General features: G+C 73.3%; 15 protein-coding genes. 6 read left to right on the top strand and 9 right to left on the bottom strand.

The features are described from left to right. Nucleotides 1-11: 11 nt before the first annotated feature. Nucleotides 12-1,346 (bottom strand): MFS transporter, encoded by a 1,335-nt coding sequence (locus J421_RS11005; protein WP_025411230.1) that lies wholly within the window; start codon nt 1,344-1,346, stop codon nt 12-14. Nucleotides 1,347-1,432: 86 nt separating this feature from the next. On the opposite strand from J421_RS11005, the gene J421_RS11000 reads away from it, so the two are divergent. The 3 genes from J421_RS11000 (at nt 1,433) to J421_RS10990 (ending at nt 4,833) form a co-directional block, all read left to right on the top strand. Further along, on the top strand, nt 1,433-2,314 hold the full coding sequence (locus J421_RS11000; protein WP_025411229.1) for an NTP transferase domain-containing protein: 882 nt from the start codon (nt 1,433-1,435) through the stop codon (nt 2,312-2,314). Continuing rightward, nucleotides 2,311-3,336: a phosphotransferase enzyme family protein gene (locus J421_RS10995; protein ID WP_158508744.1), complete on the top strand. Its 1,026-nt coding sequence runs from the start codon at nt 2,311-2,313 to the stop codon at nt 3,334-3,336. The genes J421_RS11000 and J421_RS10995 overlap by 4 nt, the downstream gene beginning before the upstream one ends. 69 nt (nt 3,337-3,405) lie before the next feature. Further along, nucleotides 3,406-4,833, top strand: a complete 1,428-nt coding sequence (locus tag J421_RS10990) for a carboxypeptidase-like regulatory domain-containing protein (RefSeq protein WP_104022507.1) — start codon at nt 3,406-3,408, stop codon at nt 4,831-4,833. Nucleotides 4,834-4,967: 134 nt separating this feature from the next. Here J421_RS10990 and J421_RS10985 read toward each other — a convergent pair whose 3' ends face one another. The 6 genes from J421_RS10985 to J421_RS10960 form a co-directional block, all read right to left on the bottom strand. Beyond that, nucleotides 4,968-6,803, bottom strand: coding sequence for a sodium:solute symporter family protein (locus J421_RS10985; protein ID WP_025411226.1), 1,836 nt, complete (start codon nt 6,801-6,803; stop codon nt 4,968-4,970). Nucleotides 6,804-6,810: 7 nt separating this feature from the next. Further along, entirely contained in the window at nt 6,811-8,196 is a 1,386-nt protein-coding gene (locus tag J421_RS10980) for a Gfo/Idh/MocA family protein (RefSeq protein ID WP_104022506.1), read from the bottom strand. Nucleotides 8,197-8,272: 76 nt separating this feature from the next. Continuing rightward, the gene (locus tag J421_RS10975; RefSeq protein WP_025411224.1) at nt 8,273-10,966 is read right to left on the bottom strand and encodes an ABC transporter permease; all 2,694 of its coding nucleotides are present in this window, start codon (nt 10,964-10,966) and stop codon (nt 8,273-8,275) included. Nucleotides 10,967-10,973: 7 nt separating this feature from the next. After that, complete coding sequence (locus J421_RS10970; protein WP_025411223.1) at nt 10,974-11,306, bottom strand: PadR family transcriptional regulator; 333 nt, start codon at nt 11,304-11,306, stop codon at nt 10,974-10,976. A 59-nt stretch (nt 11,307-11,365) separates the two neighbouring features. Then, nucleotides 11,366-11,980 carry an NAD(P)H:quinone oxidoreductase type IV gene (wrbA, locus tag J421_RS10965; protein ID WP_025411222.1) on the bottom strand — a complete coding sequence of 205 codons (615 nt, stop codon included), beginning with the start codon at nt 11,978-11,980 and terminating at the stop codon, nt 11,366-11,368. A gap of 102 nt (nt 11,981-12,082) precedes the next feature. Further along, on the bottom strand, nt 12,083-14,785 hold the full coding sequence (locus tag J421_RS10960) for an ADOP family duplicated permease (RefSeq protein WP_025411221.1): 2,703 nt from the start codon (nt 14,783-14,785) through the stop codon (nt 12,083-12,085). A 226-nt stretch (nt 14,786-15,011) separates the two neighbouring features. On the opposite strand from J421_RS10960, the gene J421_RS10955 reads away from it, so the two are divergent. Beyond that, the gene (locus tag J421_RS10955) at nt 15,012-15,440 is read left to right on the top strand and encodes a hypothetical protein (protein WP_025411220.1); all 429 of its coding nucleotides are present in this window, start codon (nt 15,012-15,014) and stop codon (nt 15,438-15,440) included. A 6-nt stretch (nt 15,441-15,446) separates the two neighbouring features. Here the strand turns inward: J421_RS10955 and J421_RS10950 are convergent, their stop codons facing one another. After that, nucleotides 15,447-16,904 (bottom strand): aldehyde dehydrogenase family protein, encoded by a 1,458-nt coding sequence (locus tag J421_RS10950; RefSeq protein WP_025411219.1) that lies wholly within the window; start codon nt 16,902-16,904, stop codon nt 15,447-15,449. A 92-nt stretch (nt 16,905-16,996) separates the two neighbouring features. Here J421_RS10950 and J421_RS10945 point away from each other — a divergent pair, with 92 nt between their 5' ends. Beyond that, complete coding sequence (locus J421_RS10945) at nt 16,997-17,320, top strand: hypothetical protein (RefSeq protein ID WP_148306260.1); 324 nt, start codon at nt 16,997-16,999, stop codon at nt 17,318-17,320. 34 nt (nt 17,321-17,354) lie between these two features. Then, entirely contained in the window at nt 17,355-18,407 is a 1,053-nt protein-coding gene (locus J421_RS10940; RefSeq protein ID WP_025411217.1) for a hypothetical protein, read from the top strand. A gap of 77 nt (nt 18,408-18,484) precedes the next feature. Here J421_RS10940 and J421_RS10935 read toward each other — a convergent pair whose 3' ends face one another. Next, nucleotides 18,485-19,060: a DUF4331 family protein gene (locus J421_RS10935; protein WP_025411216.1), complete on the bottom strand. Its 576-nt coding sequence runs from the start codon at nt 19,058-19,060 to the stop codon at nt 18,485-18,487. Between the last annotated feature and the right edge of the window lie 36 nt (nt 19,061-19,096).

Genomic DNA, 19,096 nt, shown 5'->3' with positions numbered 1-19,096 from the left:
CCGGCGGCCGCCTAACGCGGCGCCGGTGCGAGGCGTCGGCGCAGCACCATGCACAGCGCCGCGGCGAGCAGCGCGGGGAGCGCCAGCACCAGAAAGGCGCCGCGCGCGCTGCCCGTCGCGTCGCGGATCGCACCGGTGAGGTACGGGCCGAAGAAGCCGCCGAGGTTCCCGAACGAGTTGATCGCCGCGATGCCCGCCGCTGCCGCCGCGCCGCGCAGGAGCGTCGATGGCAGGCACCAGAACGCGACGCTGAACGACTGCTCGCCGACGTGCACGAGCGCGAGCGCCGCCACCTGCAGCAGCGGCGACGGCAGCAGCGCGGCGCCGAGGCACCCCATCGCGCTCACCACCACGCAGCCGGCCGCGTGGAGCCACCGCTCGCCCGTGCGGTCGGAGCTGAGCCCCACCACGAGCTGCCCGCCCGCCGCGAGGCAGGCGACGCCCGCGGTGATGAGGCCCGTCGCGGCCGCGCTCGCGCCGAGCGCGTCGCGCACGATCGTCGGCGCCCAGAACAGGTACGCGTAGCCGGTCGTGAGGCGCAGCAGGTACACCACCGCGAGCGACCACACCACCGGGTGCATCAGCGCGCGCAGCGGCGACGTCGCGTGCGGCGCGGTGGATCCCTCGTCGTCGCGCCGCAGCTGCTCGGCGAGCCACGCACGCTGCGCGTCGTCGAGCCAGCGCGCCTGCTCCGGCCGGTCGGTGAGCACGACGAGCACGACGACGCCGAGCACCACCGACGGGATCCCCTCGACGAGAAACACCCACTCCCAGCCGCGCAGCCCGAGCCGGCCGTCGAGCGCGAGGAGCGCGGCACTCGCCGGGTTCCCGAACGCGGCGGCGAGCGGCGCGGCGATCACGAACCGCGACAGCGCGCGCCCGCGCTGCGCCGCGGGGTACCAGAGGCTCAGGTAGTACACGATCCCGGGGAAGAACCCCGCCTCGGCGACGCCGAGCAGGAAGCGGAACGCGTAGAACTGCGCGGGCGTGCGCACCAGCATCATGGCCGACGCCACCACGCCCCACGAGATCACGATCCGCGCGATCCACCGCCGCGCCCCCATCCGCGCGAGCATCAGGTTGCTCGGCACCTCGAACAGTGCGTAGCCGAGGAAGAAGATCCCGGTGCCGAGCCCGTATGCGGTGCCGCTGAAGTGCAGGTCGCGGTTCATCTGCAGCGCGGCCATGGCGACGTTCGTGCGGTCGACGTAGTTGCAGACGAACAGCGCGAACAGCAGCGGGAGGAGCCGCCGGTTCACCCGCCGCATGGTCTCGCGCGCGACCGCCGCCTCGTCGTCGGCGGCGGGGCTGTACGCGGGCGGGCGGACGTCGAGCCGCGTGGACATGGCGCGGCTACCATACGCCGCGGGCCGGCGCGGGGCCAGGCGCAGGGCCAGGTGTGTTACGTTCCCTGCATGGCACCCTCGCGCACATGGCGCCGACGCTGTTAGGCCTCGCCGCCGGACTCGGCACCCGGTTCGGCGGGCCGAAGCAGCTCGAGGCGCTCGGACCCGGCGGCGAGACGATCCTCGACTTCTCGGTGTACGACGCGATCCGCGCGGGCTTCGAGCGCACCGTGCTCGTGATTCGAGAGGAGCACCGCGACGCGTTCACGGGCGGCCTCGTGGCCCGCTGGCGCGGCAGGATGCCGGTGGAGCTCGTGGTGCAGCGCACCGAGCCGCCGCGCACGAAGCCGTGGGGAACGGGCCACGCCGTGCTCAGCGCCGCGCCCGCGTTAGGCGGGCCGTTCGCGGTCGTGAACGCGGACGACTTCTACGGCCGGGACGCGTACGGCGTGCTCGGCGACTTTCTCCGCGGCGTACCCGACGACGCCGCGACCTACGCGGCGGTCGGCTTCCCGCTCGGCGACACGCTCACCGACGCCGGCGGCGTGAGCCGCGCGGTGCTCGACGCGACGGCCGACGGGCGGCTCCGCTGCACCGAGGAGATCCGCGAGGTCGTCGCCGACGCCCGCGGCGACGGCGTGGGACGCGACGTGGAGGGCCGCACGCGCACGATCCGGCGCGACGCGCCGGTGTCGATGGGCATGTGGGGCTTCACGCGTGCCGTGCTGCCGCAGCTCGCCGACGGGTTCCGCGCGTTTCGGGACGCGCACGGAGACGACGCGCGCGCGGAGTTCTATCTCCCGTCGCTCGTCGACGACGTCGTGGCGGCCGGCCGCGCGAGCGTGCGCGTGCTCGCCGGCGCCGGCCCGTGGATCGGGATGACGTACCCCGGGGAGCGGCCGCGCGTCGCCGCCGCGCTGGCGGCGCTCGTCGCGCGCGGCGAGTACCCGAGTCCCGTGTGGGCGTGAGCGCTGCCGAGGCGGCGCGCGCGTTCGCGCTCCCGTCGGACGACGTGGCCGTGTCGCCGCTCGGCGGGGGACACATCAATGCGTCGTGGATCGTGACCGCGGGCGGCGCGCGCTACGTGCTGCAGCGGCTGAACACGCACGTCTTTCCCCGCCCCGACCTCGTGATGGAGAACGTCGCGCGCGTGACCGCGTTCACGTCGGCGCGCGACGCGCGGGCGCTGCGGCTCGTGCCGTCGCGCGACGGCACGCCGTGGCACGTGGACGCATCGGGCGGATGGTGGCGGCTGTTCCCGTTCGTCGAGGGAACGGTGACGCGCGAGACGGCACGCTCGCCCGACGAGGCGTACGAGGCGGCGCGCGCGTTCGGCCGCTTCCAGCGACTGCTCGGCGCGTACGACGGACCGCGGCTGCACGAGACGATTCCCGGCTTCCACGACACACCGCGGCGCATCGCGGCCCTCGAGCGCGCGGCATCGCGCGACGTCGTCGGGCGCCTCGCGGCGTGCCGCTCGGAGCTGGACGCGCTGCTCGGCCGACGCGCCCTCGGCCACGCGCTGCTCGACGCGCACGCGCGGGGCGACGCGCCGGAGCGCGTGACGCACAACGACGCGAAGCTGGCGAACGTGCTGCTCGACGCGCGCACCGGCGAGGGCGTGTGCGTCGTCGATCTCGACACCGTGATGCCGGGGCTCTCGCCGTACGACTACGGCGACCTCGCACGATCGACGGCGAGCGCCGCGCCGGAGGACGAGATCGATCTCGCGCGAGTGGTCGTACGTCGCGACGTGCTGCGCGCGCTCGCGGCGGGCTTCCTCGACGGCACGGGCGATCTGTTAGGCGCGGCGGAGCGCGGCCTGCTCGCGACCGCGGCGCAGGTGATCACGTACGAGCAGGCGGCGCGCTTCCTCACGGACTTCCTCGACGGCGACGCGTACTACCGCGTCGCGGTGGACCGTCCGCTGCACAATCTGGAGCGCGCGCGCGCGCAGCTACGGCTGCTCACGGCGTTCGAGCAGGCCTGACGCGCCGCGGCTCGCCGAGCGTGGGGCGGAGCGCTACCTTCGCACCGCCCCGATCCCGGAATCGACCCGATGCGCTCTCGCCGTGTCGCCGCAGTCGCCTCCTTCTGTGCCGCGCTGGCGCTCGGGCATCGCGTGGCCGGCGCCCAGCAGTCCACGAGCGCGCTGGGCGCCGTGCACGGCGTGGTGTACGACTCGCTCACGCGTGGACGGCTCGCGCGGGCCTACGTGCAGATCGTGCGCGCGGACGACCTGGACGGCGGCCGCACCGTGGTCGCCGATTCGGCGGGCGCGTTGCGGATCGACTCGCTCGCACAGGGCCGCTACCTCGTCGGCTTCTTCCACCCACTGCTCGACCTGCTGCGCGTGCAGGCGAGGCCGAAGGTCGTCGAGATCGGGGCCGATGGCGGGGCGGTGCGCGTCGACCTCGCCGTGCCGGACCTCGCCCGTGTGCGGCCGGTGGTGTGCGGAAGCCCGCAGGCGCCGACCGACTCGTCGAGCGTGGTCGCAGGGCGTGTGCGCGACGCGGCCGACGGCGCGGCGGTCGCGAACGCCACGGTCGTCCTCACGTGGACGGAGCGCTCGCTCGGCACCGGCGGCCTGCACAAGGAGCACCGCCGCGTGCCCGTCATCACCGGCCCGGGCGGCAGCTTCGTGGTGTGCGGCGTGCCGGCTGGCGAGGAGATCGTCGTCGCGGCCGCAGCTCCGGGACGGGCCAGCGGCGAGATCGCGCTCGAGATCCCGACGCGCGGTCTCGTCGTGCGTGACCTGTCCCTCGGCGACACGACGGCCGCCGACACGATGGCCGTCGCCACCCCCGTGACGCGCGGCACCGCACGCGTGACCGGCGTCGTGCGCGACTCGGCCGGCCGCGCGGTGCCTGGCGCGCGCGTCTCGCTGTGGGATGCGGCCGCCGACGTCTCCGCCGGCGCGGACGGGGAGTTCTCGTTAGGCGGGCTGCCCGCGGGCACGCGGACGCTCGAGGTGCGCGCGATCGGGTTCGGGCTGCGCCGCGTGGCCATCGACCTCGCTCCGGGCCGCGTCGCGACCGTGAACGTGCGGCTGGATCGCGCGCAGACGCTCGCTCCGGTGACGATCCTCGGCAGACCGACGTCGGGGCTCGCGGGCTTCCTCGAGCGTCGCGCGCACAACCGCGGCGGCCGGTACATCACGCCGGCGGACATCGCGCGCTTGCGCACGTCCAACGTCACCGACGCGCTGCGCGCCATGCCCGGGCTGCGCATCATCCCGGACCGCCACGGCGGCGTGATCATCCTGGGCCGCAGCCTGCACAGCCAGCTCACCGGCGCCAGGTGCCTCTCGGCGATCTACCTGGACGGGCAGACCCTCCCGCCCGGCGATGACCTCGGCCGGTGGGTGGGCCCGGGTCAGGTGGCGGGCATCGAGGTCTACTCCGACGAGCCGTACGCGCCCCCGCAGTATCGCGACCCCGACTTCGAGGGCTGCAGCGTGCTGCTCGTCTGGACGCGCCGGCGATGAGGACAGGCCGGCCGGGAGCGCGCGAGGGCGCAGATCGCGGTGCGCGACGGGTCGCAGCGTTCAGGCTCGAGTGAAGCCTAACGCATCATCTCCATGGCGTTACCATCCTTGCCATAGGCGCTGGCACCATGACGCTAGGGCCTATGGACATGATCGTAACGCGATGAAGATGATGTGCCGAGTTCCTCGCCTCGCATCGGGCCCTCGTCCCCCGCCCGGAACATGCTCGCCACGAGGCGCGCGAGGAGCAGCCCGCTCGCCACGGCGACGATCGTCAGCCCCACGGCCGGCCCCACGCGTCCGTACAGCCAGCTCCCCGCCGCGAACAGGGATGCGTAGACGAACACGCAGCCGACGGTCCACGCGAGGAACTGCTGCGGCAGGCTGTCGGGGCTCGGCGCGAGCCCGGACGCCGCGCGCACCCGCGCCCAGCCCGGGCCGGCGGGACGCACGCGCTCGTAGAACCGCACGAGCGTGTCGTGGTCGGTGGGACGCGTGAGCAGCGTGGTGCCGATCCACACCACCGACGTGACCGCGACCGTGACGAGCAACGAGACGTGCGCCGGCACCGCCGCGCCGGAGCGACCGGCGATGAAGAACCCGAGCGCGACGAGGAACGAGCTCACCATCGCGCTGATCTCGCTCCACGCGTTGATGCGCCACCAGAACCAGCGCAGCAGGTAGATCAGCCCCGTGCCCGCGCCGATCGACATCATGAGGTTGAAGCTGTCGCGCGCCGTGTCGAGCACGAACGTGACGAGCGCGGCGACGATCATGAGCAGCGCGGTGACGAGGCGCCCCACCGCGACGTAGTGCCGCTCGTCCGCGTCGGGGCGCACGAAGCGGCGATACATGTCGTGCACGAGATACGACGTGCCCCAGTTCAGGTGCGTCGAGATCGTCGACCGGTACGCGGCGAGCAGGCCGGCGATCATGAGCCCGAGCCAGCCCGCAGGGAGGAAGCGGAGCATCGCCGGATACGCCATGTCGTGGCCGACGAGTCGCGGGTCGACGTACGGCAGCGCGACGCGCAGATCGGCGAGCGACGGGTACACCAGCGTCGACGACAGCGCGACGATGATCCACGGCCACGAGCGCAGCGCGTAGTGCGCCACGTTGAACAGCAGCGTGCCGCCGAGCGCGTCGCGCTCGCTGCGTGCGGCGAGCATGCGCTGCGCGATGTAGCTGCCGCCACCCGGCTCCGCGCCGGGATACCACACCGACCACCACTGCACGGTGAGCGGGATGACGAAGATCACGACCGCCGTCGACCAGTCGGCGAAGTCGGGGAGGAAGCCGAGCATCGCGGGCCGCGCGTGCGAGACGAGCCCCGCGAGGCCGCCGACTTCCGGCCGGTGCAGCGCGAACCACGCCGCGGCGAACGAGCCGGTCATCGCGATGCCGAACTGGATGAACTCCTCGACCAGCAGCCCCCACAGCCCCGCCGCCGAGGCGAACGCGATGCTCAGCACCGCGCACACCGCGAGCGTGCGCCACATCGGCCAGCCGAGCAGCACGGCGGAGATCTTCGCGGCGGCGAGGTTCACCGTCGCCATGATGATGCAGTTGAAGAACAGTCCCAGATACACGGCGCGGAACCCGCGCACCAGCGTGGCCGCGCGACCGGAGTAGCGCAGCTCGTACAGCTCGAGGTCCGTGAGCACGCCGGAGCGGCGCCACAGCCGCGCGTAGAAGAACACCGTGGCCATGCCCGTGAGCAGGAACGACCACCACGCCCAGTTCCCCGCCACGCCGCCCTCGCGGACGAAGTTCGTCACGAGGTTCGGCGTGTCCGTGCTGAACGTCGTCGCGACCATCGACACGCCGATGAGCCACCACGGCGCGGCGCGCCCCGACGTGAAGAACTCCGACGTGCTGCGCCCTGCGCGCCGCATGAGCACGAGCGCGGGGATGAACGAGATGACGATCGAGATGCCGACGATGACCCAGTCGAGTGTCGTGAGGCTCACGTCGCGCTCACCGCTGATCGCTGGCGACCGCGGGGCCGCTTCCCACCACGGCGAGCGGACGACGCGTCTTCCATGCGCCGCGCGTGAAGTCGGGGAAGTCGACCGAGCGGCTGCGCTGCGCGATCGAGCGCTCGCTGATCGGCGCCACGGCCGACCACGCGGCGCCGTCGTACACGTCGAGGTCCGTCGGCACGCCGGCGCGCAGGCAGTCGATGAGGCGGAAGTCCTCGATGAAGTCCATGCCGCCGTGCCCCGCGCCGCGCGACTTCTCCTCGAGCTCCTTCCAGATCGGGTGCTCGTACTGCTCCCGCCAGGGACGCAGCTCCTCCCACTGATCGGCCTTCGGGCTCTTTCCCTCGACGTAGATCTGCTCGGCCGGATACTTCCGCACGATCCCCTTCGTTCCCTGCAGCAGGATGTCGCGGCTGTACGGGCGCGGGTTGCTGGTGTTGTGCGTGATCTGGATCGTCTGCCCGTTCTTCGTGCGGATGAGCGTCTTCGTCACGTCGCCGAGCTTGTAGGCGCGCCGCGCCTCGGTGTTGTCGCGGCCCGCGTGCTCCTCGGCCCACAGGTGGAGCCCCGCTTCCTTGGACGACATCGACACGAGGTGGTCGAACTGGTTGCCGCGGTTGATGTCCATCCACTGCGCGACGGGGCCGAGGCCGTGCGTCGGGTAGTTGTCGCGGTTGTACTTGATCGAGTACTCGATGCGCCACCGCGGATGGTAGTAGTCGGTGAGCTTGAGCTGCCTGAGGTCGTGGAGGTAGCCGCACTCGGCGTGCAGCAGGTCACCGAACACGCCCTGCCGGACCATGTTGAGGATCATCATCTCGGTCCGGTCGTACGTGCAGTTCTCCATCATCACGCAGTGGCGGCGCGTCTTCTCCGCCGTCTCCACGAGCTCCCACAGCTCGTCGAGCGTCGGCGCCATCGGCACCTCGGTGGCCGCGTGCTTGCCGGCGCGCATCGCCGCGAGCATCACCGGCGCGTGCCACTCCCACGGCGTCGCCGTGTAGACGAGGTCCACGTCGTCGCGCTCGCACAGCTTGCGGAACTCGGTGGGGCTGCCCGAGTAGCCGGCAGGCTTCGGCTGGCCGGCCTTCACGACGAGGTCCTGCATCTTCGCGACGCGGTCGGCCTCGAGATCGCAGATCGCGACGACCCGCGCGCCCTCGATCTTCACGAGGTTCTCGACGTGCGACGACCCCTGATGGCCGACTCCGACGAAGCCGATGCGCACGACGTCCATCGGCGCGACGGCGAGGAGACCCCCGAAATCGTTAGGCGCCGGCGTCGGGGGCGATGCGCCGGCGGGCGTGGGCGGGAAAGCGATGCCGACGCCGGCGGCGGTCGCTGCTCTGAGGAAGTCTCGGCGGTCGAGGCGGTCGGACATGCGCGGCTCCTGGAGGGCGAGTCGCGCACAAGCTACGCGCTGGCACGTGAAGGTGCACGGCCGGCCGGGCCGCGCGTCACCCCGCGCCCAGCACCTCGGCCGGATTCACGGCGGCGGCGCGACGCGCGGGCAGCCAGCTCGCGACGAGCGCCACGGCGAGCAGCGCGACGATCGTGAGCCCCAGCACCCACGGATCGGTCGCGCTCACCTCGTAGAGCAGGCCGCGCAGCAGCCGCGTGAAGACGAGCGCGCCCGCCAGCCCGATCGCCACGCCGACGGCGGCGAGCCGCAGGCCGTGCAGCGACACTGCCCGGCTCACGTCCGCGGGGCGCGCGCCGAGCGCGATGCGCACACCGATCTCTCGACGACGCACGCTCACCGCGTACGCCACCACGCCGTAGAGACCCACGGCGCCGAGCGTGAGCGCGACGACGCTCGCCACCGCGAGCAGCACGACCAGCGCGCGCGCCCGCGCCGACGCGCGACGCACCGCGTCGTCGAGCGTCTCCTCGCCGAACGTCGGCAGCGCCGGGTCGAGCGCGCGCACGATGTCGCGGATGGCGGCGACCGTCGCGGGCGCGCGGCCCGGCTCCGTGCGGGCGAGCACCGCGACGCCGTACGGCACCGAGCCGTCGCCCTCCCGCTCGACGAACGGGAAGTACACCACGTCGCCTGCCGGCCGGTCGAGCGCGTCGTAGTGCACGTCGCCCACCTCGCCGACGATCGTGAGCCAGGTGCCGCCCACCGGCCGGATCCGCTTGCCGACGGGGCTCGCGCCGTTCCAGTAGCGGAGCGCGAACGCGTGGCTCACGACCACGTCCTCCGCGGTGTGCGGCTCGTCCATCGGCCCGAACGATCGCCCGCGCAGCAGCGGGATGCGCATCGTGCCGAAGTAGTCGCCGTCGACCGTCGCCGCGGGATGCGTGGCGCCCGCCGCGTCCGGCGGCAGTGGGCGGTCCTCCACCTCGATCGTCGCGCGCCAGCCGTCGGTGCCGAGCGGCACGCGGTCGGTGATGCCCGCGTCGCGCACACCCGGCGCGGCGCGCAGTCGGTCCAGCGCGTCGCGGAGGAAGCGTGCGCGCATCGGGCCCGTGGTGTACTTCGCGGCCGGGAGCAGCACGTGCGCGACGGCGACGTCGTCCGGCACGAAGCCCGGCTGCACGCGCTCCAGCCGCACGACGCTGCGCGCCATGAGCCCCGACGAGGCGACGAGCACGAGGGCGAGCGCCGTCTGCGCGACGACGAGCGCGTCGCGCGCCCGCTGGCGCGACGGGTCCGCGGCCGTACCGCGGCCCGCGCTGCGCAGCACGAGCGCGATCGGCACGCGCCGCGCACGCAGCAGCGGCAGCAGACTGACGCAGAGCGCACACAGCACCGTGGCGGCGAGCGCGAACGACAGCGTGCGCGGATCGACGCCGACCTCGTCGAGGCGCGGCAGCGCCCAGGTGTCGCCGGCGCGCACCGCCGCCTTCACGCCGAGGACGGCGAGCACCACGCCGAGCGCGCCGCCAGCGGCGCCGAGCAGCGCCGCCTCGCCTAACGACTGCGCGACGAGGCGGCGGGCGCCGGAGCCGAGCGCGGCACGCACCGCCAGCTCCGCCTGCGCGTGCTCGGCGCGCACGAGGAACAGCCCCGCGACGTTCGCGCCCGCGACGACGAGCACGAGCAGCGCGCTCGCCATCAGCACCCAGATGAGCCGCGCGACGGGGCCGACGATGGAGTCGCGGAGCGGCTCGACGCTCGGCACCACGTGCGCACGCGCGAGCATCGCCGCCGACGCGTCGCCCGGGTACTCGTCCGGGAGCCGCGTGAGCACGCGGGCCAGGTCCGCGCGCGCGCGGTCCGTCGATACGCCGTCACGGAGTCGGCCGATGGCGACGTACGCGAAGCGTCCCGCGCGCACGTTCGCCGGGTCCCACGTCAGCGGGATCCACAGATCGACGGTGCTCGCCGGATAGCCGAAGCCCCGCGGCATGACACCGACGATCGTGCGCGGCACCTCGTTCACGAGGATGCGCCGACCGATCGCGTGCGGGTCGCCGTGATAGCGCTCGCGCCACAGGCGGTCCGACAGCAGGATCACGCGCGGCGCACCGGCCCGGTCCTCGCCGGGCGCGAAGCCGCGGCCGATCGCGGGACGCACGCGGAGCACGTCGAGCAGGTTCGCCGTGACGCGCGCGATCTGCACCCGCGCCGGCGCCTGGCTCGGCGCGGACGGCTCGATGTCGGCGTCCACGTTGTCGCTCCACCACGCGGCGATCCCCTCGAACGACGCGGCGTCGCGCTGATACAGCATCACGCTCGCGTCGGACTGGTCCACCGTCGACAGGCCGGGGAGGCTCGCCGTCTGCGTGAGCCGCACGAGGCGATCGGCGCGCGGGTACGGCAGTGGCTCGAGCAGCACCGCGTTCACGAGGCTGAACGTCGCCGTGGTGGCGCCGATGCCTAACGCGAGCACGAGCACCGCCGCCGCGACGAAGCCGGGCGCGCGCCGGAGCCGGCGCGTCGCGACGCGGAGGTCCTGCAGCGCCGACTCGAGCGCCACGGTGCCGCGTGCGCGGCGGCTCGCCTCCTTCACGCGGTCGAGCCGCCCGAACTCGGCGCGCGCGCGCCGCAGCGCGTCGTCGCGCGAGAGGCCGGCGCGCTCGTGTCGTTCCGCCTCGCGGTCGAGATGGAAGCGCAGCTCGGCGTCCAGCTCGCGCTCGAGCGCGTCGCGGTCGAACAGCGCGCGCAGCCGGTAGCGCACGTCGCTCCACAGCTCGCTCAGCATCGCGCCGTCAGCCCATGTCGAGCACGAGCGCCACGGCGCTGGTGAGCCGCGCCCACGCGTCGGTCTCCGCGTCGAGCCGTTTGCGGCCGGCGCGCGTGAGCTCGTAGTACTTCGCCTTGCGGTTCGCCTCCGACGTGCCCCACTCGGCGCGGATCCAGCCGCGGCGCTCGAGGCGATGCAGCGCTGGGTAGAGCGATCCCTGCGGCACCTGCAGCGCCTCGCGCGAGACCTGCCGGATGCGCTCGGAGATCGCCCAGCCGTGCGTCGGCTCGAGCGAGACGGCTTTCAGGATCAACAGGTCGAGCGTCCCCTGCGGCAGATCGAGCCGGTCGTCGGTCATGCCGAGACGCTACGGCCTCTCTTGTAGAAGCGCAAGGGGAAGCGCCGACCCGTGTGCGGTCACACGGCGACCGGCTCGCCGGCGAGCTTCCCCGCGAACTCCACGAGCCGACGCGCCTGGAAGCGGATCGCGTCCTTCACCTCGTCGGGAATCCCCTGCCCGCCCGCGGTGACCGTCACGCCGTACGGGTTGCCGCCGGCCTTGAACTGCACGGGATCGGTGTAGCCCGGCGGGACGATGATCGCGCCCCAGTGCATCATCGTGACGTAGAGCGACAGCAGCGTCGTCTCCTGCCCACCGTGCGGGTTCATCGCGCTCGACATCGCGCTCACCGCCTTGTTCGCCAGCACGCCGCGCTGCCAGAGCGGGCCTAACGTGTCGATCCACGCGCGGAGCTGGCTGGCCGACACGCCGTAGCGCGTGGGAGCGCTGAACAGATACGCGTTCCCCCACTCCATGTCGTCGTTCGTCACCTCCGGCACGTGCGCCATGCGCTCCGCGGTCGCGCGCCACGGCTCGACGCCCTGCACGACCTCCTCGGGCGCGGTCTCGCGGACCCTGCGCAGGCGGACCTCGGCGCCGGCGTCCTTCGCGGCGTCGGCGGCGATGCTCGCCATCTCGAGGTTGGTGCCATAGGTGCTGTAGTAGACGATGGTCAGGCGGACGTTGGCCATGCGCGCGCTCCGGCGACGAGGTTGACGACTTCAGGCCACGGACACTAGATGTTGCAACACCTAGTGTCAAGCGCCCGCGTCGCAGTACCTCTCGTCGCGTCGTCAGTCCGACCGCAGCGCGATCGTCGGCTCCACGCGCGATGCCGCGCGCGCCGGCACCGCGGCCGCGACGAGCGACACCGCGAGCAGCACGAGCGCCACCGCCGCGTACACGAGCGGATCGGCCGGCGACTCGCGGAACAGCAGCCCCGTCACGCCGCGCGCGACGCCGAGCGCGATCGCCCCGCCGAGCACCACGCCCGCGGCGACGAGCCGCACCGGCCCGCGCGCCACCAGCGCGAGCACGTGCGCACGCGACGCACCGAGCGCGACGCGCACACCGATCTCGCGCCGCCGCTGCGCGACGCCGTACGCGATCAGCCCGTACAGGCCGATCCCGGCGATGGCGAGGGCCAGGCCGCCCAGCGCGACGAACATCGTCGCGCCGACGCGCCAGCTCCGCATGCGCGGCGCGACCATCTCGCGCATCGGCACCACCGTCACGTACGCGTCGCCCGGCATCACGCGCTGCAGCGCGCGTCGTACCGACTCGGCGCGACCGGCCGCCTCGCCGGAGAGACGCACCAGTGCCATGCCCGCCGCGCCGAAGTCGTACTGCGCGATGGGCACGTAGTAGCTGTACTCGCGCGGGTCGTTGAACGAGTCGAGTCGGATGTCCTCCGCCACGCCGATGACGGTGGCGCACGGCGCGGTGTCCGCCCCGATGCGCACGCAGCGTCCGATCGGATCACGCCCCGGCCACAGCGCGCGCGCCATCCCCGCGCTCACGATCGTCACGGGCGGACCGTCGGCACGGTCGTCGGTCGCCGCGAACGCGCGGCCGCGCACGATGCGCGTGCCGAGCGTGCGGAAGTAGTCGGCGTTCCCCGCCTGTAGCGTGAAGTCGCCGAGCCGCGACACGCTGTCGATGCCCGCGACGAACAGCGGCCGCCCCTCGAAGCCCCAGAACGGCACCGTCGGCGCGGGGCTCGCGCTCACGACGCCCGGTATCGCGCGCGCCGCGTCGACGAGGCGCTGCTCCAGCCGCACGCGCTCCGGGACGGAAAGCTGGACGCCGCGCATGAACTCGCTCACGACGAGCACCGGCTCCACGTCGAAGCCGAGCCGGACGCGCTGCACGTTGTGCAGGCTGCGCACGAACAGCCCCGCGCCGACGAGCAGCACGACCGACAGCGTGGCCTGGAAGACCAGCAGCACCGCGCGCGCGCGCGACGGCCGCGCGTCCGCGTCGCGCCCGCCCGCGCGCAGCGCGTCCGACACGTCGGAGCGCAGCGCCTGCAGCGCCGGCGCGAGCCCCGCCGCGAGCGCGGCCGCCGCGGTGGCGGCGAGCGTGGCGAGCAGGGTCCGTCCGTCGCCGAGCCCGGGACCGGAGAGATCGTTAGGCAGGAACAGCGCGCGCACGGCGGTGCCGCCCCAGCGCGCGACGACGAGCGCCACGACGCCGCCCGCCGCGGCGAGCAGCGCGCTCTCCGTGACGAGGTGCCGCACGAGCCGGCCGCGGCTCACGCCGATCGCGAGGCGCAGCGCGATCTCGCGGCGGCGCGCCATGCCGCGCGCGAGCAGGAGGTTCGCGACGTTCGCGCACGCGACGAGCAGCACGACGACCGCGACGCCGCTCACCCACAGCGCGACCTTCGACTCGGGGCCGGCCGCGGGGCCGCGGCTCGCCTGCACCGGGCCGAGGATGACGCGCGGCCGCGCGGCCTGCACCGGCGACGCGCCGCTCGGCTCGACGGCGTTGCGCGCGAGCCAGCTCCGCGCGAGGGCCGCCGTGAGGTCGGCCTGCGCGGTCGCGACGTCGACACCGGGCGCGCGCGTGGCGAGCAGCTGCGGCCACTGCCAGTGGTAGTCGCGCGTGTGGTCCTCGGGGCGCGCGTTCCAGGCGAACGCGGCGAGCGGCGTGTACATCGCCGGCACCTCGCCGTCGCCGAGCCCGACGAACCCCGGCGGTGCGACGCCGACGACCGTGAACAGCATGCGGCCGACGCGCAGCTGCCGGCCCAGCACGTCGCGCCGCGCGCCGAGCGCGGCGCGCCAGTACGCGTCGCCGAGCACGACGACCGGCGTGCCCGTGGGCATGCGGTCGTCCTGCGGGGTGATGAAGCGGCCGAGCGCGGGCCGCGCGTCGAACAGCGCGAAGAAGCCCCCGCTCACCGCGGCGACCGGCAGCTCGCGCGTCGCCTCGCCCTCGCCGACCGCCACGTGCCAGGTGTCGAACGCGACGAGCGAGGACAGCGTGTGGTTGCCGCGCTGCAGGTCGAGGTATCGCGCGATCGACGTCGCGTCGTGGGTGCGCTCCACGCCGTCGCGTACGCTCTTCATGTACACGCGGTGCACGCGCGGCACGTCGCGCAGGAACGGCGGTGGCCGCAGCAGCAGCCGGTCGACGACGCCGAACATCGTCGTGTTCACGCCGATGCCCAGCGCGAACGTGAGCACGACGCCGAGCGTGAACCCGCGGCTCGCGGACAGCGCGCGCACCGAGATGCGGAGGTCGTGCAGCACGGACTCCAGCGCCACGGTGCCGCGCGCGCGGCGGCTCGCCTCCTTCACGCGGTCGACCCGCCCGAACTCGGCGCGCGCGCGCCGCATTGCGTCGTCGCGGGACAGCCCGGCGCGCTCGAGGCGCTCGGCCTCGCGCTCCAGATGAAAGCGCAGCTCCGCGTCCAGCTCGCGCTCGAGCGCGTCGCGGTCGAACAGCGCGCGCAGGCGGTAGCGCACGTCGCTCCAGATCTCGCTCAGCATGATGGTGTCCTCGCGCCAAGCATACGACCGCTCTTGTAGAAGCACAAGGGGAGAGGCCGCCGGACGACGATCGTTGGATCCGTTCGTCACATCCACGCGCGCGCATACCCAACGTCGCCGTAGGGAGAAGTGTCTACGAAGCAGAAGGACCGCAGGCGCCGCGGTTCGGTTGCTCGCTCGGTGTGATCCGATCGACCGTCCGAATGACTTCCTCGCGGAGGTTCCGATGCGTGCGCCCGTGATCCGTGGACTGTGCCTCGCTCTCGTCGCCACCGCGTGCGCGACGACGAGCGGCTACGAGCGAACGTCGAGCGCCGGCACCCGCGCGCGGCGGGCGCCGCTCGACTTCGAGGTGCTGACCGCATCGGAGATCGCGACGTCGAGCGACATGCTCACGCTCGACGCGGTGCGTCACCTGCGCCCGCATTTCCTGCACGGCTCCACTCGCGCGCTTGGCTTCTCGAGTCGCCCGGAGATCGCCGTCTACGTCGACGGCGTGTACGCGGGCGACGTGTCGCTGCTGAACACGGTCCCCCTCTCCGAGGTCCGTGAGATCCGGTTCGCGCAGCCGCGCGACGCCTGGTACGACTACGGCAACTCGTGCCGCTGCGCGAACGGCGCGCTGCTGGTGCGGACGCGCAAGGCGCGGGAATGACCCGCGTCAGTACCAGCCGATCGGCCGCTCGTCGAGGTTCACGTGCACCTGCTTCACGTGCAGGTACTCCTCCACGCCCCACTTCCCCAGCTCGCGCCCGATCCCGCTCTGCTTCCAGCCGCCCCACGGCGCCTCGACGAACGTCGGCTGCATGTGGTTCACCCACACGATCCCCGCGCGCAGCCGCTTCACCGTGCGCATGGCGCGGAAGATGTCGCGCGTCCACACCGCCGCGGCGAGCCCGTACGGGCTGTCGTTCGCGATCGCGAGCGCGTGCGCCTCGTCGTCGAACGGGATGACCGCGGCGACCGGCCCGAAGATCTCCTCGCGCGCGATGCGGGCGGAGTTGTCGACGTCGTAGAAGATCGTCGGCTCGACGAACAGCCCGCGGTCGAGCCGCCCGCCCGTCGCGCGCCCGCCGCCCAGCGCGAGCTTCGCCTCGCGCTTGCCGAGCTCCTGGTAGCCGCGCACGCGGTCGAACTGCTCGCGGCTGACGAGCGGTCCCATCTTGCTCGCGCGGTCGAGCCCCGGGCCTAACGGGATGCGGCGCGCCTTCTCCACCATCGCGTCGAGCACCTTCCCGTAGATCGAGCGCTCGACGAGGATGCGGCTGCCCGCGGAGCACACCTCGCCCTGGTTGACGAACAGCCCGAACAGCGCGCCGTCGACGCTCGCCTCGAAGTCGGCGTCGGCGAACAGGATGTTCGGCGACTTCCCGCCGAGCTCCAGCGAGACCTTCTTCAGCGTGTCGGCCGCGCTGCGCATCACACGGCGGCCCACCTCCGCGCTGCCGGTGAACGCGATCTTGTCGACGTCGGGATGCGCGACGAGCGCGGCACCGGTGTCGCCGGCGCCGGTGACGACGTTCACGACGCCCGGCGGCAGTCCGACGTCGGCGAAGTGCGCGGCGAGCGCGAGCAGCGTGAGCGGCGTCTGCTCGGCGGGCTTGATGACCATCGTGCAGCCGGCGCAGATCGCGGGCGCGAGCTTCCACGCCGCCATGAGCAGCGGGTAGTTCCACGGGATGATCTGCCCGGCGACGCCGATCGGCTCGCGCAGCGCGAGGCTCAGCGCGTCGTCGGGGACGGGGATGACGTCGCCGTGGATCTTCGTCGCCAGGCCACCATAGTACTCGAAGCACGTCGCCACGTCGGCGATGTCGGCCTCCGCCTCGGCGATCGGCTTCCCGTTGTTGCGCGTCTCGAGCTTGGCCAGCGCGGCGGCGTTCGCGCGCACGACCTCGGCGAGCCGGAACAGGATCCGCCCGCGCTCCTGCGCGGTGACGTCGCGCCACGGCCCCCCGTCGAACGCGCGACGCGCGGCGGCCACGGCGGCATTCACGTCCTCGGCGCTGCCCTCCGGGACGCGGGCGATGACCTCCTCGGTCGACGGGTCGATGACGTCGAGCGATGCCGCGGCGTGAGACGGGACGAACCGGCCGTCGACGTAGTGCGTGTGGTTCATGGCGCGGCGGCGTGGGATGACGGTTTTTCCGCGAGCCCCGCGCAATGCGGGTCGAGGCGGTTCGACTTCATCAACTCGCGGGAGGAGAGCACATGGGCCTGATGCCAGCAGGGGCAGCGAATCCTTTCGTCCCCGTCGACAGAAAATCGGTCGTCGGCACGCTCAAGGCCACCGGCTCGCGAGATCCCGACGTGCTGCACGCGCAGAAGCAGACGCTGCTCGCACCGTACAATCATCTCAAGCTGCTCGCGAAGATCAGCGCCGGCGTCGGCGCGCTGATGACGGTGACCATCTTCATGGCGTGGTTCGGCATCCCGGTCCTCATCTTCGCCTGGTGGCTGTGGCGCTTCCAGGCGCGGAACGCGGCGGCCGTCGAGGAGGGCTACGCGGAATACCTCCAGTCGACCGCCGGCTGACGCGGCGGCCGCGCACCGGCCGTATCTTGCCGGCGTGCCGAGCGTGTCGGAGGTGGACGAGATCGCGGCGATGCCGGACCCCGTCGCGCGCAACCGGCGCATCACGCGCTGCTACCACGAGCTCTCGGCTGCGGTGGCGGTGCGTGCGGCGCCGGGGGCGAACTGGTGCACGTTCGCGACGTGGGCGTCGGCGCAGGCCGGCATCACGATCCGCGGCGAGGACCTGGAGCGCGCGGCGGACGACGTGCTCGGTCGCGCCGAGGTGCGCGCGGCCGTCGAGGGGTTGGCACGACAGCTCGCCGCCGACGCCGGCCCGCTGCTCGCGACGCTGCGCGAGGCGTTAGGCATCGACGCCGCGACGCGACGCGCATCCGCGGCCGTCGCGGCGGGGAACCTGAAGGTGTTCGCCGAGATCGGCCGCGAGTTCGCGCGCTGGCTCGCGCAGCCCCGCGAGGCAACCGATGCGTTCTGCGACGCCCTGCGCGCCGGCGAGCCGCCGGAGGGCCAGCGCCTGCTCGCCGACGCGTTCCGTTCCTACGCGTCGGCGTGCGCGGCGACCGACGACGTCGCCCGCGCCGAGCAGCTGCTGCTCGGCAACCTGCTGGTGGGGCTGCACGAGCAGACGCGCCTGCAGCCGGAGATCTCGGCCGCGATGGACGCCGCGTTCGACGCCGAGGCGGCGCGGGCGGCGCTGCTCGCGGCGCTGCTGCCGTCGCCGTGGCGCCGCGCGCGCGCGTGGCTCGCGCGTCGGCTCGGCCGCCCACTCCCGCTCGACGTCGCGGCGGACGCGCTGTGCGACGCGGTGCGCCGCGAGCTGCGCGTCGTGCTCACCGAGACGCTGATGACGATCCACCTGCCGGGCGCCGTCGTGCGACTCGGCCGCGACGTGCGCGGCGCGTACCCACCCGAGCTGCGCGCGCCCTCGCTCCCTGCCCTCCGCACGCTGCTGTCGCGCGTCGACCACGCGCCCCAGGGCCCCGCCGGCAGCGGCGCCGTCGACTGGTCATCGCTCGACCAGCGGATGGGGTTCATCGCGGAGCTGTTTCGCTGCTGGCACCTGCGGGCGGAGCTGATGGCTGAACCCTGAGGGCAGGAGGGCAGGAGGGCAGGAGGGCAGTGGAGCTTCGGACTCTCCTGCCCTCCTGCCCTCCTGCCCTCCTGCCCTCAGCTGTTAGGCGTCGCCAGGTAGGGGAACGTCGGCGAGAACGCGCGGTCGTTCGCGCCCACGTTGTCCGTGCACAGTGGGAGCTGGCCGGGCGAGCAGCTGGCGCCGACGGGGCTCAGCAGGTCGGAGAACACCGCGATGAGCGCGATGTCGACGACGTCGTCGGTGAGCTTGCGGCCGCCGTAGCCGTTCGCGAGCGCCCACGAGAGCCAGCCCGCCGTCGAGCCGGGCTTCGATGTGTCGACGACGAGCATGTCGGGATAGAGCACGCTCGCGATCGTGTTCGCGTACGCCTGGGGGCGTCCGGCGACGCCCGTGACGAACGCGCCGGTCTGCGGCGCGAACGTCGCCGTGTTGTACGGCTGCGTGCGATTGTACAGGTCGTGGTTCGCCTTCTGGATCGTGACCTCGCTCACGAGCGGGTTGCCCAGGAACTCCACCTGGTCGTAGATCGCGGACGAGGACGTGGCGAAGCTCGGCTCGTTAGGCGCCAGGGGCGAGCGGTCCGTGTCGCGGCAGGCCGCGAGGGCCAGCGCGGCGAGAGCGGCCGCGGCCCACGGTCGAAGGTTGCGCATGGGAATCGTGCTCCTCGGTGTCGGTGTCGATGTGGT

It is taken from the genome of Gemmatirosa kalamazoonensis (assembly GCF_000522985.1).
GTDB lineage: Bacteria > Gemmatimonadota > Gemmatimonadetes > Gemmatimonadales > Gemmatimonadaceae > Gemmatirosa > Gemmatirosa kalamazoonensis.
Note: the sequence above shows the minus strand (reverse complement) of the source record. Positions and strands in the feature narration are given on the sequence as shown.

Bases quoted from the DNA above. Each gene is read 5' to 3' on its own strand.
- J421_RS11005 (WP_025411230.1), bottom strand. From the start codon at position 1,346: ATGTCCACGCGGCTCGACGTCCGCCCGCCCGCGTACAGCCCCGCCGCC.
- J421_RS11000 (WP_025411229.1), top strand. From the start codon at position 1,433: ATGGCGCCGACGCTGTTAGGCCTCGCCGCCGGACTCGGCACCCGGTTC.
- J421_RS10990 (WP_104022507.1), top strand. From the start codon at position 3,406: ATGCGCTCTCGCCGTGTCGCCGCAGTCGCCTCCTTCTGTGCCGCGCTG.
- J421_RS10980 (WP_104022506.1), bottom strand. From the start codon at position 8,196: ATGTCCGACCGCCTCGACCGCCGAGACTTCCTCAGAGCAGCGACCGCC.
- J421_RS10975 (WP_025411224.1), bottom strand. From the start codon at position 10,966: ATGCTGAGCGAGCTGTGGAGCGACGTGCGCTACCGGCTGCGCGCGCTG.
- J421_RS10970 (WP_025411223.1), bottom strand. From the start codon at position 11,306: ATGACCGACGACCGGCTCGATCTGCCGCAGGGGACGCTCGACCTGTTG.
- wrbA (WP_025411222.1), bottom strand. From the start codon at position 11,980: ATGGCCAACGTCCGCCTGACCATCGTCTACTACAGCACCTATGGCACC.
- J421_RS10960 (WP_025411221.1), bottom strand. From the start codon at position 14,785: ATGCTGAGCGAGATCTGGAGCGACGTGCGCTACCGCCTGCGCGCGCTG.
- J421_RS10955 (WP_025411220.1), top strand. From the start codon at position 15,012: ATGCGTGCGCCCGTGATCCGTGGACTGTGCCTCGCTCTCGTCGCCACC.
- J421_RS10950 (WP_025411219.1), bottom strand. From the start codon at position 16,904: ATGAACCACACGCACTACGTCGACGGCCGGTTCGTCCCGTCTCACGCC.
- J421_RS10945 (WP_148306260.1), top strand. From the start codon at position 16,997: ATGGGCCTGATGCCAGCAGGGGCAGCGAATCCTTTCGTCCCCGTCGAC.
- J421_RS10935 (WP_025411216.1), bottom strand. From the start codon at position 19,060: ATGCGCAACCTTCGACCGTGGGCCGCGGCCGCTCTCGCCGCGCTGGCC.